The organism is Pseudoclavibacter sp. VKM Ac-2867 (assembly GCF_015351275.1).
In the GTDB taxonomy this organism is placed as follows: Bacteria; Actinomycetota; Actinomycetes; order Actinomycetales; family Microbacteriaceae; genus Pseudoclavibacter.
In genome coordinates this window covers 315,083-332,198 of the sequence record NZ_JADKSL010000001.1, presented here as the reverse complement: position 1 = coordinate 332,198, position 17,116 = coordinate 315,083, and the positions used below count along the sequence as shown (strand labels likewise).

The following is a 17,116-nucleotide window of genomic DNA, read 5'->3' as shown; positions in this document are numbered from 1 at the left end:
TGCTGCCCGCGCCTCTAGAGCCACTTCTCGAGCCGATCGAGCGCCGTCCAGAAGCCCTGCCCGTTGTCAATGTGTCCTTGCCAGATCTCAGGGATGAACGGTGCACCCGGCGCGAACTCATCGAGCTGCCCTGCCAGCAGGGGCCAGTCGACCTCGCCGTCGCCGACCTGGACGCCCTCGCCATCGACCCCCGTCGCGTCGACGAGGTGCAGGTGGATGCTGTGGGGCGCGATGAGCTCCGTGTAATCGGAGAACTGCATCCCGAGGAAGTTCGCCGCGAGCTTCGAGTGCGACACGTCGAAGCAGAGCTTCGTCCCCGTCGTCGCCGAGAACTCCGCAGTGTCGTGCGGATCGAGGAAGAGGTTGTGGAACTGCTGGCCTCCCATGAGCCACGGGAACGGCGGAAGCGTCTGCGCCGCGATCCGCACGCCGTCCGTGTCGAGACGCTGCACGGCATCCGCGATCCGCGCGTACATGGCGGTGCGCGCCTGAGCGGGGACGTGCTTGTCCTTCGTGAAGCCGCCCATCGTGACGACCATGATCGGCTCGGTCGAGCGCGTGAACCACTTCTTCAGGCTGCGGGTCGTGTCGATGGTCCGCTGCACCTCGCGGATCGACCGCTCCCAGTGCTCGTCGTCCGTCGACGCGAGGTCGACGAGGAAGTCGCCGGAGAACAGGTCTGGCAGGTGCGTCGTGAAGTCCATGTCGAGGGGCTCCGTGAAGAAGCTGTCGATGTCGACCTCGAGGTCCTTGTACGAGAAGTGGAACTCCAGGAAGTCAGGAGTCGAGTTCTCGATGAGCTTCTTGTAGTCGTGGTAACGAACCGGAAGGCCCCAAGGGCGACGGAACTCGAACTCGCGCCCGACGGACGCAGTATCGGTGAGGTCGCTCTCAAAGAAGAACTCGCCTTCCGCCATGTCGTGATTCACCGTGCGACCCACGAGCTCGTCGAGACGATTCGGCTGCAGCCCGCGACCGGGGCTCTTCACGGCGATGTCCTCAGCTCGGAGCACCTCGCCCTCGCGGAGCTCTCGTGCCGCGACCAGCGACTTCGCGAGCGTCGTGCGGTTCATGAGCTCTCCCGTGGACACCTCGCGCGGTGCCGCGTCGCCCAGCGAGAGCTCGATGTCTCGGATCTGCTCGACCATCTGCTCGAACTCGTCCGGGAGCAGCGAGACCGTGTGGTCGTTGCCCTCCATGCCGCGATCGACGGTGAAGTGCTTCTCGATGATGCGCGCCCCGCGAGCGACCGCAGCGACAGGCACGTGCCAGCCGCGCTCGTGGCCCGAGTAGCCCACGATGCTGTCGCCGATCTCCGCGAGTCGGTCGAGGTAGGCGAGGTTGATGTCCTTGAAGGGCGCAGGGTACGTCGACTGGCAGTGGAGCAGCGCGAAGCTGGAACCCAGGGACCGCATGAGCCCGACGGTCTCGAGGATCTCCGACTCCCGCGACATTCCGGTCGACAGGATGAGCGGGAGCCCACGCGAGCCCGCATCGCGGAGCAGCTCGTGATTAGTGAGATCGGCCGAGGCGATCTTGAGGCCCTCGATGCCGTAGTCGACAAGCGCCTGGACGCTCGGTCCGTCCCACGGCGTGCACATGAGGTCGACACCGCGGTCGCGCGCGTGGTCGAAGACCGTGAAGAGCTTCTCCGCGGGGAGGGAGACGCGCGAGAGGAGATCCAGCGTGTACTGCGCCCCGAGGTCTTCACCGGCCGTCGACCCACCGCTCTGGCGATACAGCGCATCCATGTCCCGCAGCTGGAACTTCACGGCGTCGGCGCCCGCGTCGGCCGCGAGGTCGACGAGTCGCTTCGCGAGGTCGACATCGCCGTTGTGGTTGTTGCCGATCTCCGCGATGACAAACGCGGGGTGGCCGGCACCGATCTGGTGCCGACCGATGCGCAGCACATCATTGCGGTCGATGGCGACGGCGATCAGGTGGCCCGTCTCATCGACGAGCGGCAGATGCGTGATGCCGCCGTGCCCGAGCAGCGGAGCCAGGTCGGACGGCGTCGAGGTCGCCGGCGCGGTGCGGGTGCTCGTGTTGGCGACTTCGACGCACGTGACATCGAGGGAGGCCGTCGGGTTCGCGACGATCCAGCGGCGGAAGTCACCGTCGGAGAGGGAGCCACGAAGACGGCCGTGCTCGTCGACGCAGAAGACGATGCGCTGCTGGTTCGCGCTGATCTTCTGCAGACCAACGACGATCGGGTCCTCCGCGAAGACGATGTAAGGGGTGAGGTTGCGCTCGAAGATCACTGAGCGGAGTCCTTGTCTGTCGATGCTGCGGTGTGCGCTGACGGGGCGGCGGCCGCGTCAGGGTGAAGCTGGGAGAGCTGGTGGTCTGCGATGGAGAGATCGAGCTCGGTGTCGATGTCGACGCCCTCGAGGTCGTCCATCTCGAAGATGCCGATCGTGCCGCCGAGCCGGTTGTGGTCCCGCTCGTAGATCTCGGTCTTCGTGAGGTAGAGCGAGCCCGTCTCGCGGTAGAACATCTGCGTGCGCTGCAGCTCCTGGCGGCGAGGCCTCGCGCCGATCGTGAAGTGCGCCTTCGGCTGGTCCTCCTCGGATGCTCCGTACTGCCAGAGGAACGGCGTCTGAGGCACGGCACCCACCATCGAATCGACGCCGGTCGCCGCGAACTGCGAGATCGCACGGTCGAGGGTGCCCGGGAGCCGCACGGGCGAGGTGGCCTGAAGGAGCATGACGGCATCTGGTCGTCGCCCGGCAGCCGTGTACTCGGCGATGGCGTGCTCGACCACCGGCTCGGTTGCCGTCGTGTCTTCAGCGAGGTGCGCGGGACGCAGCCACGGCACCTGCGCGCCGGCTGCTCGCGCGATGGCGGCGAGGTCCTCGTCGTCGGTGGAGACGAGGACATCCATCTGCGGACGTGCTGAGAGGGCCTGCTCGATGGTCCAGGCGACCAGCGGCCTACCGGCGACGTGGCGCCTGTTCTTGCCGGGGATGCCTTTGGAACCTCCCCGAACGGGGATGACGCACAAGATCCTCATACTGTTTCCTCCAGAATCCGCGCGATGCTCGCGGCTATCAACTGTGCTGGCTCTGTCTGGGGAACAGGCGGGGCAGGAGTCGAATCGCTGCCCCACTGCGAAAGACCATACCGTGTCCAGAAGTCGCGCACCCACGCGGGCGGGTCGACGCACGTCACCCAGGCATCCTGGCCGGCGGCGGCGGCTTCGAGGACGCCCGTGGAGAAGACCGAGACGACCGGCCGGTCAAGGGTCGCGAGCGACTGACCGGAGCTCTCGAACCGCACTCCGCGCCGCTGCCAGGCGCGGTGCTGCAGGCGTGAAAGGCGGTCGGTCTCCGCTGGGTGCGGACGATACTCGGCACCCGTTGTCGTGCAGAACGTCCGAGCGGTCTTCGCCGACGTCCACCGCGACAGCTCAGCACCGTGCAGCTGTCCGAGGAACACCGGAGTCGCATCTCCGGGCCCTGCGGGACGACCGCTGCCGCGCCGCGAGGCATGCCAGAGCAGCTGCGCACCGACGACCTCATGCGTCACATCGTCTCGTCCCGACTTCCAGAACTCGGCGTCCTCCTGAGAGAACGCGAGCAGGTGGCTGCCGCGAGCCAAGGGCGGTGCGAACGGTGTCGTCAATCCATGCTGGGCCACGACGAAGCGTGCGCCGAGCTGCTTGCTCCACCGGTAGCCGAGAGCCCCTGCGGGAAGGAAGTGCCCCGCCGTGAAGACGGCGCGAACTCCGCGGAGCTCACCAGGAAGCTCCACCCCGTCGAGGCGACGGCTCGTCCAGCTGCCCGCGAGCATCCCACTGAGGTCTTTCGGCGCCAGAACGGCGACCTGTTCGCCTTCGAGGAAGCGCAACGGCTCCGCGTACGCCGCGACCGCGCTCGGGGTCGGCACGTCGATGAGGACAAGCAGACGCGGTTCGGGCCCATTGACGAGGAGGGTGAACTCCGGCTCCCCAGAGGGGCGCCGCACACGGCTCATGATCTGGCGTTTGAGGGACCTCGAATTCTGCCAGCGCTGCCACGCTTCGAGATCTTCTGGAATGTTCAGTCCCACAACGCCTCCAGGGCTCGAGCGCGGTGCTCGAGGGTGTGCTCGGCCAACGTCCGTCTACGAGCTGCCTCACGCACCTGATCGGCCCATGCAGGCTCGCGCTGCGCGCGACGCGCCGCGTCCACGATCTCCTCGACGCTCTCGAACACCAGCACCTCCTTGCCGACCTCGTAGAACTCGCTCACCTCGGGCCTGTCGACGAGTTCGAGCCCGCCGACACCGGCGGCCTCGAAAGTTCGCATCGTGAAGCCGTCCTGATTCGCGTGCACGTTCAACGTCGCGAGGCTTCCCGCCATCACGCCGTACGCCGCGCCTCGCGACAGGTCTCCGCTGGCAGGCACGCCTGCCGCGCGGAAGCGTCGCGTCCTCACGACGTCGGAGAGCCTCCGTGACCAGTCGCGGCCGTACGCGCGCACGGGAACCCCAGAGCCCTGGATGCCTCGCACCAGCTGCTCGCGATTCGGGTAGCGGGCACCGACCAACGTCACAGCCGGCACCTCGACGCGCACGAACGACTGGCTCGAGTCGAAGCCGAGGGGAACGAAGACTGCATCCGCGCCGTGTTCCCGAAGGAGGCGCACGTCGCCGTGGCTGTAGCTCGCGATGCGACCAGTCGACGCCAGGAACTCCGGGGTGTACCTGGTCCTGCGGATCTCGTCGTACAGCCAGATGACGGATGGCACCGACTCCGCGCTCAGCGCGTCCCACCAGGCTTCTCCGAGCTGGTCGCCCTTGATGACGAGGACCGCATCGAAGCTCTCTCCGCGCAACTGCTCCACGGCGCGCAGGGTGGCCTTCTCTGCCGCGGCACGAGACCGCAACGACTCCGGGAGGTCATGGAGCAGCTTGTTCTGAACCCGATCGGCGAACGTCGTGTGGCTGTCGTACCGGTGCACCCTCACCGAGTAGCCGATCGACTCGAACGCCGAGGCAACCGCCTTCCAGTACCCATGGAAGTCGGGACTCACGATGAGCAGGCGCTTCAGCATGCGCCAGCTCTCCCGCAACCCGCACTCGCACGGCGCAAGCGTGACATGTCCACGTTCATTCCCTCGAGGTCAGGTCGTCTGCAGACGGGGGGTCCGTGCGATCGCGTCGATGCCCGGGAGGATGGTCGCCAGGAGGGCATCGATCTCGGCAACTGCCTGCTTGGCCACCGCGGGGCCGCGGCCGTACGGGTCCGCGAAGTCGAGGTCGCCGCCCGGCGGGGTCTTGACATGCGCGAGGAAGGGCAGCGGCGCCGCGCGCCGCGGGATGGTCTCGAGCAGACGTGCCGCGCTGCGGATCGTGAACGTGTTTCGAACGGCCTTGGGCGATTCGCTGAGCATCCACGATCGGTGGGCACCCTCGAATGCGAGCACCAGGTCCGCGTCCTTCAGCATGGAGACGTCGACCTGCCGCGCCACGTGGGGCGTCGGCTCGACGCCCCGATCACGGACGGCCGCCGAGATGGTCGGGTCGATGTCTTCGCCGACGAGAGCGCGGACGCCCGCGCTCGACACCTGCCAGTCGCTCTCGGGCCCGAGCTGGGCACGCGCGAGGAACTCGGCCGCGGCCGAGCGCGCGATGTTCGCGTGGCAGACGAAGAGCAGGCTCGGCACTAAGCGCCTCTGCGCGATCGACGGCTCTGAGGCTGTTCGGTCGCAACGGCGGTCGGAGCCGAGGCCTGGACGGGGGCTGCCTGCGCCTGCTCGGGAACAGCCTGCCCGGTGGCCGGCTGGGACGGGCGAGACGGCGAGAGCGACTCCCGCTGCGGTGCGACCACGTCAGGCTGGGCGCCGAAGTGCTCCGAGGGGTCGGTGTGTCCCTTGACCGCCTTGAACTTCGGCATGCCCTTCTTGTCTGCCGTGACGTAGTAGCTGCGGTTGCGGCGGTACTCGTAGCCGTCTGCACTGTCGCGCGGGGGCACCATGTTGAGCACCGTTCCGAGCATGCGGCTGTGCACCTGCTTGAGCATGTCGCGCGCAGCCGCCACGTCCTCGCGGCGGGTCCGACCCGCGGAGGCGACCAGCACAACGCCGTCGACGCGCGTGGACAGCACGGCGGCGTCGGTGACGGGCAGCAGCGGGGGCGCGTCGATGACGACGATGTAGTCCTTGGAGAGCAGGCTCACGATGGATTTCATGGCCTCCGAGCCGAGCATCTCCGACGGGTTCGGGGGGATGCGTCCGGACGGCAGCACATAGAGCCCAGGGATCTTGGAGCCGACGAGCGCATCCTCGAGCGACACCTGGCCGCTGAGCACCTCGCTCAGGCCGATCTTGCCGTCGATGCCGAGGACAGTCGCGACCGTCGGACGGCGAAGGTCCGCGTCAATGAGGATCGTCGGCGTGTTCGATTGCGCCAGGACCTGCGCGAGCGAGGTCGCGACGGTCGACTTGCCCTCACCCGCGTTGGCGCTCGTCACGACGATGGAGCGGATCTCCTCATCGACGCTGGCGAAGCGGAGGTTCGTGCGGAGTCGCCTGAAGGACTCGGCGGCGATGGCGTCGGCGTCGTTCGTGCCGCGGTTCTTTCCCATCAGCTGCGGCGACTTCGGGATGCGGCCGAGCGTTCCCGCGCCGGAGGCCGTCGCGAGGTCCTTCGAGTCGCGGACCTTCACGTCGAGGGAGCGACGGAGAAGCGCGAAGGCGTAGGCGAGCACGAGGCCGATGGCACCGCCGATGATGAGGTTGTTGCGGAGGTTGGGGCTGACCGGTGATGTGGGCTCGACGGCGTTCTGCAGGGGAACGACGGTGACTCCGGAGGCTCCGCCGCCGACCTGCGTCTCGATCTCCGTGATGACGTCGGCCATCGCCTGCAGTGCCCCGTTGGCAAGCGCGACCGCCGATGAGGGCGTGCTGGCACTGGCGCTGACCTGGATGAGGTTGCTGCTTGGGGCAACCGTCGCGGAGAGGCGACCGTTCAGGGTTTCGCCCGCGGCGAGTCCAGAGTTGGGGTTCTCAGCGATCTTGTTGTAGACGGGCTGGCTCGTGATGAGGGGGAGGTACGAGTTCGCCTTGGCGATCGCCGCCTCCGAGCCGTTGATGTATCCGAGTTCCGCGGAGCCACCGGCGATGACAAATCCGGCTGAGTCGGCTTCGTACACCTTCGGCTGGATCTGCGTGTAACCGAAGGCGGCCAGCAGCCCGATGATGACTCCGACAGCGAGGATCTTCCAGCTCTTGCCGGTGAGACGCAAGAAATCGAGTACCGTCACAGCGCGTACGCCTCTCCTAGACACAACATTCCGCGCACGGGAATAAGACCCGGGCGCGAGGACAACTCACAGTAACAACTGGATGCACCGAACGCCATCCGCTGGCCGTTCATGCGGTCCAGGGATGCGACCTCGCGCGACACGCGCATGTCACTTCCCCCCGCGTCGCGTGGCCGCTTCGTCGACGAGCTCGCGCAGACGCTGCGCGAACGCCTGTTCCGAGAATCCGTGGGCGTGGGTCTTGATGGCCGCGACGTCCCAGACCTGGAAGCGAGAGGCCGCGACGGCGTCCGCGATCGCGGCGGCGGTCGGCACATCGAAGAACCGTCCTGTGGCACCCTCGCGCACCGTGTCGAGGTACCCGCCGGCTCGGAGGGCGATGCTGGGCTTGCCCCACGCTGCCGCCTCGATCACGGTCAGTCCGAAGTCTTCATGCGAGGGCGCGATCAGCGCACGGCTCCTGGCGTACAGCCAGCGAAGGTGCTCATCGCTGATGCCAGAGACGAGGCGGACGTTGTCGGGCAGCGTCGCCGACAGCTCAGCCCGCTGGGGACCGTCGCCCACGATGACGAGGCGCTCGTTCGGCAGGCCAGCCACGGCTCGAATCGCGGCGTCAACGTTCTTGTAGGGAAGCAGGCGCGACACGAGCAGGAGGTGTCCACCGCCGCCGACGAAGTCAGCGAGCTCTGGCATGGCACTTCGCGGCCCGCTGATATCAACGCTGTGCGGCGGGAACAGCAGCTCGGACGAACGCCCGTACACATCGGAGACTCGCTGCTGCACGATGGACGAGTTCGTGATGTAGGTGTCGACGCTGGCGGCTGCCTTCTGATCCCAGCGCTTGAGGAACGGCGTGAGCACGCGTAGGCCCATACGCGTGGGTGAGAGACGGCCGGCGTCTCCCAGGTACTGGTCGCTCAGGTAGAGATAGCGGGCCGGGGAATGGCAGTACGCGATCGTTCGTCCGGTAGTTCGAAAGCCGTGCGCCCACCCGGTCGTCGATGCGATCACCACATCAGCGTCGATGTGAATGCCCGAACTCGCGGCCGCCAGGAGCGGCAGCGCCTTGCGGTGGTCTCTCCGGAGCGGCCCGACCCTGTTCAGCGGCGACGTGACGATGTCGATATCGCGGAACTCGGGAAACGTCGTCTCCGGCTCGTAGAGCGTCGTGAAGACCTGCGCCTCGGGAAACGCTCGACTGAGGGAGAGCACAACACGTTCAGCGCCTCCGCGCTGCGTGATGTAGTCGTGGGCGATTGCGACGCGGGGACGCGGGGAGCCAGTCGCGCGCATTCCACCACCTCGGTTTTCGTTCATGGGCCACCAACGGGAGGTGAAATGCAGATTCCCCGAAAGCGGGTCCTGCAATTCCAGAAACCCGGCTCCCTACATTCTATGTAGGCAGGCTAAGCCCTGTGTCCGAGGAGCAGGGATCCCGCAGAACGACTCCCCCCTGAAACCGCTCTGCAGCGACGCTGTTGGCCAGCACCAGCAAACACCGTAGCATCGGAACGTGACAGAGCATTCTCCGTTGGCAGGGGCCAGCAGCAAAACTCCGGACTTCGTTCGAGATTCCATCTTTGCCGTCGGCAGCACCCGCATCATCGATGCCGTGCTGATGATGTTCTTCGTCGTCCGCATCGCGACACCCGGCATCGGATTGCCCGTGAACGACATCGCCGGGCTCCTCCTCGTCGCCGTCGCCGCCTTCCGCCGGCCCACCAGGCAGCTCAGCGGCACGACCTGGTTCGCGGCGATCAGTATCCTCCTCGTCACGTTCCTCGCCATCGTGGCAATCGCGACGGGCCCGACTCAAGCAGACATCACTCGCCTCGGCCGAATCCTCATCATGCTCTTCCTGGCCGGCTTCATCGCCAGCGGACGCATCGACATCGTCTCGGGACTCAAGGGTTTCTCGGTCGGGCTGCTCGCCAACATACCGCTCTTCTACGCGGGGCTCGCCCCGGATACCTACGGCGGTCTCCTGACGGGGTTCCTCAATGACAAGAACGTCGCGGGATTCACGTACGCGATCCTGACGGTGCTCCTCTTCCTGATCTACCGGCGCCTCTGGACCCGGATCGTTCTCACCGGCCTCGGCTTGGGGGCGGTCGTGCTGACCGACTCGCGAACCTCCATGGCCGCCCTGGCCGCGGCTCTCATCTGGCTGGTCTGCGCGCGCTTCCTTGGCCCGTTCTTCCGCATCATCCTCGCCGGAGTGCTGCTCGGCGGGTTCTTCTACGCCGAGGACAACCTCTCGCAGGTCGGCGCTTACGCCGCACGGTCCGGATCAGACGAGCTGCGGGAGCGAATCGACGCCGCATCGCTCGAGAAGACGCTGGCTGCGCCCTGGTACGGCCACGGACTGGGAGAAGCGACCACCGAACTCGCCGGAGATGTCTGGTTCTATCACAACTCCTACTGGGGGCTCATCACGGAGGGCGGCTACGCCTTCCTGCTCGCCATCCTCGCGCTCCTCGCGTTCGCTGGATTCCAGTTCCTGGGGAAGGGCAGGCAGACACCCGAAGCGCGCATCGTCGAGGCCGCGACCATCGTCATCCTGCTCTGCTCGTTCCGCCTGGGAGAGGTGTTCATCACCCTCCCGACCTTCATCGCCATCGGCATCGGCCTCGGCATCTACTCGCAGCGACACTCGGACTGGCTCGTCCGCCAGGCGGCAGCTGGTCCGGAGGTCGAAGGGGCGCTCTTCCCCATCCAGCAGCGCGTCAGCTAGGTCGCCGCACCCGGCAGCGTCCGGCAGCCCACGAGACGACGAAGCACCCGACCCGCACGCAGCGGGTCGGGCGCTCTGCTTCCAGCACAGGGGGCCGAGCTGGAAGCGTCTGGGCCGGGGCGTCTCCCCAGACACGAGAACCGGCCCGTGCCGCGAATCGGCGGCCCGGTGCCCCAGGCGCCAGCAGCGCGACAACACATCCATTGTGCTGCGAACACGGATGATGCTCACGCGAAGGGGAGCTTCTGGCGCGATTGGAGCACAAAACGGCCGACGACACCTCGCCACCGCAGTGCCGGTGATGGGTCAGACGGCGCCGAACCGCGGAATCGGCCACACGATGGAGAAGACCTCACCCACGACGTCGTCATCGCGGACGGTGCGCAGGCAGGATGCGTCCACTCCCCCGCCGCGGCACGCAGCGAGCGAATCGGACGAGTTGGTGCGGTTGTCGCCGAGGACCACGATCTGCCCCTCGGGCACCGTGAACTCATCGAAGCAGCGCAGAGAAGCCGGCGATGTGGAGCAGTCGAGCGTGCCTGGCACGAACTCGAAGTCGAGGTCGACGTAGGAGCTCTCGTCGAGCGCGGCGCCGTCCACGACGATGCCACCCGTCGCCGGGTCGACCGCCATGGTCTGTCCTCCGGTCGCGATGACGCGCTTCACGAGGATGTGCGAGAAGCCCTGCCCGATGCCGAAGACCTCACCCACCACGCGAGCAGCGAATCGCAGCGGATCGCTGGGAGCCTCTGGCGGCGCCTCGTCCCACGTGTCGGAGGCCGCGAACACGACGATGTCACCCGTGACCGGCTCGGCATCGCCGAGGTAGGCGAGGCGATTGACCAGGATGCGGTCGCCGACGGCGAGCGTGTCGTCCATCGAGGCGGACGGGATGGCGTACACCTTCACGAAGAACGCCTGCACGAGCGCGAGGACCGCGAATGCGGCGACAAGATGGAAGAGCGGATGCGACGTCACGCGTCGCAACCGTGAACGCGGTGCCCTTCTGACAGGGGCGTTCGCGAGGTCGTCGTCGCTCACTGACCCGCCGTATTGCCGACGACCGCGGCCTGCACCCGTTCGACGAGATTCGCCTCCACGAGACCTTCGAGGGCCACCTGCACCAGGTTGCGCGCATCCGGGACTTCACCGTACTGCTCGATGAGCGCTGCCGTGAGGGTCGTGAGGGTCGTCCAGTCGCCGAGGAGCTCCCAGAGGCCAGGCGCGATGCCGGCCAGCTGCCGGACGATGCGCGACTCGAGCGTGACCGCCTCGTTCGCGAACAGCAGCCAGTGGACGCCAGGAGCACGCCGGTAGGAGTCCTCTCGGACCGTGGCCGAGGGTGTCGTCGTGTCTGCCACGCTGTGACCAGATGTCCACGGTTGGACGTCGCCCTGAGCGGCGAGGATCTCGGGGACAAGCGCGACAACCTGCGAGGCCTCGGAGTACGTGACCCGGCGCACGCCGTCAGTCGCGTCGATGAGCTCGGCAAGCTGCACCAGCGGATCCGGCAGGGCCGGCAGGTAGCTGAGCTCCGGAACCATCGAGCCGATCGCGCTGCCTGTCGCGACGGGCGAGAGCTGCGGGCCGTCGACGAGCTCGTGCTCGTCGACGCGGTGCAGGAGGACGATCGCCGCGATCTTGAGCGGCGACTCCGGGAGGGGGCGCAGCCCGAGCTTCGCAGGTGAGAGCTGCGCCTTGGGCCGGGCCGAGTCCACGATGACCGAGAGCGGCTTGCGGTAGGGCAGGACGTTGCCGTCGAAGTCGACGGCGAGCGTCTCGTCCGTGACGTAGCCGAATTCGCGGCCGAGCGTCTTCGCGAGAGTTGTCTTGCCGCGGCCAGAAGGACCGACGAACGCGATGACTCGACCATCGTCGAGCGCGACCCCCGCCGCGTGGATCATCACCAGGCGACCGCCGTTGTGCTCGATCGCATCGAGGGTCACCATGGTCGAGATCTGCGAGGCCAGATCGGCGGCCGAACCGCTCACCACGTCGGTCGCTTCGGGTTCGCTGAAGGGAGCGAGCGCGAGACGATGTGATTCGTCAGGCTCACCTTCCCCGGGCTGGCCCGTCACGTCTGCCCAGGACTCCCGCAGATCCGCCTCGAACTCCGCCGAGATGCTCTCATCGAGGCGAAGCTCTACGTCTACGCCAAGGGGATTCAGGCGCAGTGTTCTCGTCATGCTGGCAACTGTACCAAGCAGGCTGAGCCCCAGACGGCTCAGGGGAGCACTCCCCGTTCCTGCGCCTCGAGCTGTCACCCGACAGGGAGGCTTCGAGAGCACCTTCGAGCCGGTCGGAATGTGCCTTCCGGCGCCCCGGAAGTGCACGCCCACACACTCGCAGACCTCGATATGCTCGCTCTGGCGAGTTCTCTCGGCTCGCGACGCAGATCTAAGGACCTCAGTGACCGCAGCAGCCGCGTCCCCGGACGCCGCGACCATCGCCTTCTCGGTGAATGATGGGGTCGCGCTGTCGACGGCGCTCACGCAGCATGTTGCCCGCGAGCAGGGCATCCGGATGCTCGTCATCAAGGGGCCGATCTCGGCAGATCTCGGACTGCGCACGCGTCGCTACTCCACCGATGTCGACATCATCGTCGAGCCCGACCGCGCGAAGGACCTCATAGAAGCACTCCGGGCGTACGGGTGGAGCCCTCGCCCCTGGCCCGACTTCCCGAAGCTGCTCGAGCAGCACTCCCGCACCCTCATCCACGAGTCCTGGCCCAACGACATCGATGTGCATCACTACTGGCCCGGCTTCCTCGGCAGCCCGCAGGAGGCTTTTGATCGCCTGTGGGTGCACCGCATCCAGGTCACCGTGGCCGGCCACCCCATCGACACCCCCGATCGAGCGGGCAGCGCGCTCGTCCTCGCCCTGCATTCCCTCCGCGAGGAGGGCCAGGTCTCAGCGGATTCGCGTCAGATGACGGAGTACAGCGAGCTCGTCAGCGCCCTGAAGAAGATGGACAGCTCCGACACGGAGTTCATCTCGGACGCGCGCTCGACCGCCTCCCTCATGGAGCAGATCCTGCAGGACGCAGTCGGAACGGACTCCACGCAGACCGCGCGTCGTTTCCTCACGGACCTCGGACACGACGTCCCGCTTGTCCCCAACTCGAACGCGAGCGAGGCGCTGCGCCTGTGGCGCCTCAACGCGAAGGCAGAGCATGCGATGACCGGGTGGATGCTCAAGCTGCAGCGGGCTCCTCTCCTCGAGAAGCCGGGCATCGCGGCTCGCGCGTTCTTCCCGTCTCGCGCGGATCTCGCGGCTATCGACCCCGAATTGCGCAACGGCTCGATCAGCGTCGTCAGAGCTTGGTGGAAGCGCGCGAGTCGAGGACTGCACGGTCTTGTGCAGGCCAGGCGCGACCTGAGGGCGTTCGACAAGCGCTAGCGGCGCCGTTCGTCCAGCCCATGCGGACCGCGCGTCGCAGCTGCTACGCGGAGGTGGGCGAGTCGAGGATCTGCAGCAGTTGGGCGTCCAGCAGCTGCGTTACGAAACCGAGCACCTGCTCGCCGATGACCTGCTCGTCGAGGCCGTAGTCGGCAGCGAGCTCCCGCACGATGAGCTCCAGCGAGCGGACGCCGTCGAACTCGTCCCAGATGACGGCCGCGGTCCCACTCAACACAAGCGGCTTGCAGCTCGTGTCGACGAGCGACAGCACGGTCACGTCTCCGCTTTCGTCGTCGCGAACAAGCGCCAGCTCAGGCACCGGGGCGATCACGGCCTCGAAGAGCTGCGCGCTCTCACGACGCTGATCACCTGTCCCCTGATCCATCCGGCCAGCCTACTGTTCGGCTGAGATCAGTCGCACGCAACAGACCGGCGCACGCAAAGAAGCAGCGGCGACCCATCTGATGGGTCGCCGCTGCTCGATGTGCGTGCTTCGTTCCTAGTAGGCGCCCTCGCTGGCGACGACCGCACGAGCAGTGCGGAAGAGGATGACGAAGTCGCCGGCCATTGACCAGTTCTCGACGTAGTAGAGGTCGAGGCGCACTGTCTCCTCCCAGGTCAGGTTGGAGCGGCCGCTCACCTGCCAGAGGCCCGTGATGCCGGGCTTGACCATGAAGCGACGGTGCACGTGGTCTTCGTACTGCTTGACCTCGCGGTCCAGCGGCGGGCGGGGGCCGACCAGCGACATGGAGCCGCCGAAGACATTGAACAGCTGCGGGAGCTCGTCGATCGAGTAGCGGCGGATGAACTTGCCGACCTTCGTGATGCGAGGGTCGTCCTTCATCTTGAAGAGGATGTCGTTGCCCGCGTCGCGGCGCTCGCTCTGCAGCTTCTTGAGCACCTCTTCAGCGTCGGCTCGCATGCTGCGGAACTTCCACATCGTGAAGCGACCACCGCTGTAGCCGACGCGTTCCTGCTTGAAGAACACGCCGCCAGGTGAGGTGACGGCCACGGCGATCGCCGTTCCGACGAGGAGGGGCGAGAGCACGAGGATGAGGAGGCCGGAGACGAGGATGTCGAATGCCCGCTTGAGGAGGAGCCCCATGCGCGTGAACTTCGGGGAGTCGACGTGCAACAGCGGCAGGCCGGCGACCGGGCGCGTGACGATGCGCGGACCGCCCACGTCGAGCAGACCGGGCGCGACGATGAGGAAGTGGCGGTCAGGGTCGAGGTCCCAGCCGACTTCGCGCAGCCACTGCGTCGAGGTGACGTCGTTGCCTGCGATGACGACGGTGTCGGCGCCGATGGCGTCGAGGGAGCCAGCCAGGTCTTCCGGGTTGCCGCCGATGGGGACATCCGTTCCCGGTAGGAAGTCGGGAGAGTTGGGGTCGAGCTCGCCGCTCTTCCCGTCGATGAGGCACGCGCCGACGACGTTGTAGCCAGCGGCTTCACGACGCGAGAGGTCGCGGTTGAGGTCGAGCACCGAGTAGCGCGAGCCGACGAGCAGCACACGTGCCTGCAGGTTTCCGCCCTTGCGCTGGCGGACGAGCCACTGGCGGCCGATCCAACGAGAGAGGAGAAGTGCGACGGTGCCGACAGGGAAGGCGATGAGCACGTAGCCACGTGCCAGCTCGAACGCCGAGAGGTAGGCGAAGATCGAGACGATTCCCGCGAGCATGAGCGAGGCGTTGAAGATGCCGCGGTACTCCTCGAACCCTGAGCCCAGGATGCGGTAGTCGCGGGTATCGAAGAGGGAGAGCATCCAGGCCCAGCCGACGACGATGACAGCCGAGACGAGCCAGTAGGACACTTCGCTGCTGATGAAGCCGCTGCCGCCGGCGGGAACGGCCGCGTTGCCGCCACCGAGCCAGACGAGCTGGGCTCCGACCATGACGACTGCCAGCACGGCGAGGTCGGTCAGGACGAGGAGCTGCGCGTACCCCTGGCGCCAGTTGGCGCGGCGCTTGATGTTTCGCTGGACGCGAGCGTTCGGATCTGAGGAGGTCTGCGCGAAGTGCGGTTCGACCGAGGGCACCGTGTCGCTGTCTCGCGAATCGTCAGTCGCGGTTGCGACTGGGATCTGCGAGGTAGCGGGCCCTGAGGTGGGTGGCGTCACGTGTGCTCCAATAAGAGATGAGTACTTCTTGGTGCGCAGACCGCGTCGGTTCCGGGAATGCGCTTCGGGTCTCCGCGGCCACTGGCCGCGCTCTGTATGGGCCTGTGGGCTCATCGTAGAGATCCTGGGTGCCAGCTGAGACTATCTCAACGTTCACGCATAACGAAAGGGTCACCCAGGTATTTTTTCCGCATCTCTGGCGTGTTTTCCTGACCGAAACATACTTGTTGTGCATTCACGTTCGATTTCAGGGAAGCGAGACACCGCTCGGCCCGACTCGTGCTCGAAACTTGCGTCGTGTCATACTCGCCTGCATGGAGCAGACCCCAGGACAGGCTTCGTCGCGCCCACGAAGCGACGACGACGCCCTCACAGATCTCTTCGAGCACGAAGCCGATGGCGGTTCGAGCGGCACGCGCCGCGGAGCCCGCGAGGACGGCAAGAAGAAGCGTCGCGGGCCGAAGATCCTGCTGTGGACGCTTGTCGGCGTCCTGATCGTCGCAGTGGCCGGCGCCGGGATCATCTGGTGGAATGTGAACCAGGCCTTCGATGGCATCGAGAAGATCGACAATGCCCTCCCAGATGACTACGAGGGACGCCCAGAGCAGGTCGTCACCGAGGCGGGCTCGCCCATGAACATCCTTCTGCTCGGCAGTGACTCGCGTGTGAGCGGGAGCACGTCGATCATGACCGACCTCGGCAGCCGCAGCGACACGATGATGCTCGTGCACATCCCCGCAGATCGCAGCGACGTGCAGGTCATCTCCATCATGCGCGACAGCTGGCTCGCGATCCCCGGCCACGGCGAGGCGAAGATCAACGCCGCCCTCTCCTTCGGCGGCGTCCCGCTCGTCGTCCAGACCGTTGAGGGCCTGCTCGGACTCCGCATCGACCACGTCGGAGTGGTCGACTTCGATGGCTTCGCTGGCATCACGGACGCGCTCGGCGGCGTGACCATCAACAACGATGTCGCCTTCAACTCCTCGCACATGCAGGGCAAGACCTTCGAGGCGGGGCCCATCACGCTGACCGGCGATGAAGCGCTCGCCTTCGTGCGAGAGCGCTACGCCTTCACCGACGGCGACTACCAGCGCGTGCGCAACCAGCAGGCCTGGGTCAAGGCGGTGCTCGACAAGATGCTCACGGCGGAGACCCTGACGAACCCGGGCAAGGTTCAGGAGATCATCACGCAGTTCTCCCCCTATGTAGCAGTCGACAACACCTTCGACCTGCAGACCATGCTGAACCTCGGCCTCTCTATGCGCGATATCCGCGGGAGCAACGTCCGCAGCTTCACCCTGCCGACCAACGGCACCGGCATGGTCGGCGACCAGTCGGTCGTGTTCCTCGACACGGTCAGCATCGGGGAGCTCAAGAAGCACCTCGTGACCGACACCGTCAGCGAGTACCAGCCCACCGGGCGATAGCCAGACCGCTCCGCTTCTCCGCCCCGCGCATCCGACTGGATGCGCGGGGCGATTTGCGTCTCCGTATCCACGTATCCCTGAATCCACCCGAGTCTGCGAACACCTACATGTCCGAGGCACATGCTCGGGAGCGAAGCACGTCTCCGTCGCGAGGCCGAGCAGAAGTCCACGACAATCGCCAGAACATGGCATCT

At 66.6% G+C, this 17,116-nt stretch carries 14 protein-coding genes; 3 read left to right on the top strand and 11 right to left on the bottom strand.

Annotated features, from left to right (window positions below; genetic code table 11):
* Positions 1-14: 14 nt before the first annotated feature.
* The 7 genes from ITJ67_RS01450 to ITJ67_RS01420 all read right to left on the bottom strand — a co-directional run bounded on the left by ITJ67_RS01450 (position 15) and on the right by ITJ67_RS01420 (position 8,539).
* The gene (locus tag ITJ67_RS01450) at positions 15-2,261 is read right to left on the bottom strand and encodes an N-acetylneuraminate synthase family protein (protein WP_160071026.1); all 2,247 of its coding nucleotides are present in this window, start codon (positions 2,259-2,261) and stop codon (positions 15-17) included.
* Positions 2,258-3,013: a cytidylyltransferase domain-containing protein gene (locus tag ITJ67_RS01445; protein WP_194676507.1), complete on the bottom strand. Its 756-nt coding sequence runs from the start codon at positions 3,011-3,013 to the stop codon at positions 2,258-2,260. Before ITJ67_RS01445 ends, ITJ67_RS01450 begins: the two co-directional genes overlap by 4 nt.
* A complete protein-coding gene (locus ITJ67_RS01440; protein WP_160071028.1) occupies positions 3,010-3,975 on the bottom strand; it encodes an RNA-binding protein in 966 nt (321 codons plus the stop codon). Before ITJ67_RS01440 ends, ITJ67_RS01445 begins: the two co-directional genes overlap by 4 nt.
* A gap of 65 nt (positions 3,976-4,040) precedes the next feature.
* The gene (locus tag ITJ67_RS01435) at positions 4,041-5,036 is read right to left on the bottom strand and encodes a CgeB family protein (RefSeq protein ID WP_160071029.1); all 996 of its coding nucleotides are present in this window, start codon (positions 5,034-5,036) and stop codon (positions 4,041-4,043) included.
* A 69-nt stretch (positions 5,037-5,105) separates the two neighbouring features.
* Complete coding sequence (locus ITJ67_RS01430; protein WP_160071030.1) at positions 5,106-5,648, bottom strand: hypothetical protein; 543 nt, start codon at positions 5,646-5,648, stop codon at positions 5,106-5,108.
* Positions 5,648-7,246, bottom strand: a complete 1,599-nt coding sequence (locus ITJ67_RS20085; RefSeq protein ID WP_160071031.1) for a polysaccharide biosynthesis tyrosine autokinase — start codon at positions 7,244-7,246, stop codon at positions 5,648-5,650. The genes ITJ67_RS01430 and ITJ67_RS20085 overlap by 1 nt, the downstream gene beginning before the upstream one ends.
* Before the next feature lie 150 nt (positions 7,247-7,396).
* On the bottom strand, positions 7,397-8,539 hold the full coding sequence (locus tag ITJ67_RS01420; protein ID WP_160071032.1) for a glycosyltransferase: 1,143 nt from the start codon (positions 8,537-8,539) through the stop codon (positions 7,397-7,399).
* 220 nt (positions 8,540-8,759) lie between these two features.
* Between ITJ67_RS01420 and ITJ67_RS01415 the strand changes: the two genes are divergently transcribed.
* Complete coding sequence (locus ITJ67_RS01415; protein ID WP_194676506.1) at positions 8,760-9,980, top strand: O-antigen ligase family protein; 1,221 nt, start codon at positions 8,760-8,762, stop codon at positions 9,978-9,980.
* Between the two features lie 306 nt (positions 9,981-10,286).
* Here ITJ67_RS01415 and lepB read toward each other — a convergent pair whose 3' ends face one another.
* Positions 10,287-10,958, bottom strand: coding sequence for a signal peptidase I (gene lepB, locus ITJ67_RS01410; RefSeq protein WP_160071034.1), 672 nt, complete (start codon positions 10,956-10,958; stop codon positions 10,287-10,289).
* Positions 10,959-11,017: 59 nt separating this feature from the next.
* Entirely contained in the window at positions 11,018-12,166 is a 1,149-nt protein-coding gene (locus ITJ67_RS01405; protein ID WP_160071035.1) for an ATP-binding protein, read from the bottom strand.
* Positions 12,167-12,389: 223 nt separating this feature from the next.
* On the opposite strand from ITJ67_RS01405, the gene ITJ67_RS01400 reads away from it, so the two are divergent.
* Complete coding sequence (locus tag ITJ67_RS01400; RefSeq protein ID WP_194676505.1) at positions 12,390-13,379, top strand: nucleotidyltransferase family protein; 990 nt, start codon at positions 12,390-12,392, stop codon at positions 13,377-13,379.
* A gap of 43 nt (positions 13,380-13,422) precedes the next feature.
* On the opposite strand, the gene ITJ67_RS01395 is transcribed toward ITJ67_RS01400, so the two are convergent.
* Together ITJ67_RS01395 and ITJ67_RS01390 are read right to left on the bottom strand one after the other, a co-directional pair.
* Positions 13,423-13,764 carry a PqqD family protein gene (locus ITJ67_RS01395; RefSeq protein WP_160071037.1) on the bottom strand — a complete coding sequence of 114 codons (342 nt, stop codon included), beginning with the start codon at positions 13,762-13,764 and terminating at the stop codon, positions 13,423-13,425.
* A gap of 114 nt (positions 13,765-13,878) precedes the next feature.
* Positions 13,879-15,495 carry a sugar transferase gene (locus ITJ67_RS01390; protein ID WP_236558277.1) on the bottom strand — a complete coding sequence of 539 codons (1,617 nt, stop codon included), beginning with the start codon at positions 15,493-15,495 and terminating at the stop codon, positions 13,879-13,881.
* 314 nt (positions 15,496-15,809) lie between these two features.
* Between ITJ67_RS01390 and ITJ67_RS01385 the strand changes: the two genes are divergently transcribed.
* Positions 15,810-16,922: an LCP family protein gene (locus ITJ67_RS01385; protein WP_160071039.1), complete on the top strand. Its 1,113-nt coding sequence runs from the start codon at positions 15,810-15,812 to the stop codon at positions 16,920-16,922.
* Positions 16,923-17,116: the final 194 nt, after the last annotated feature.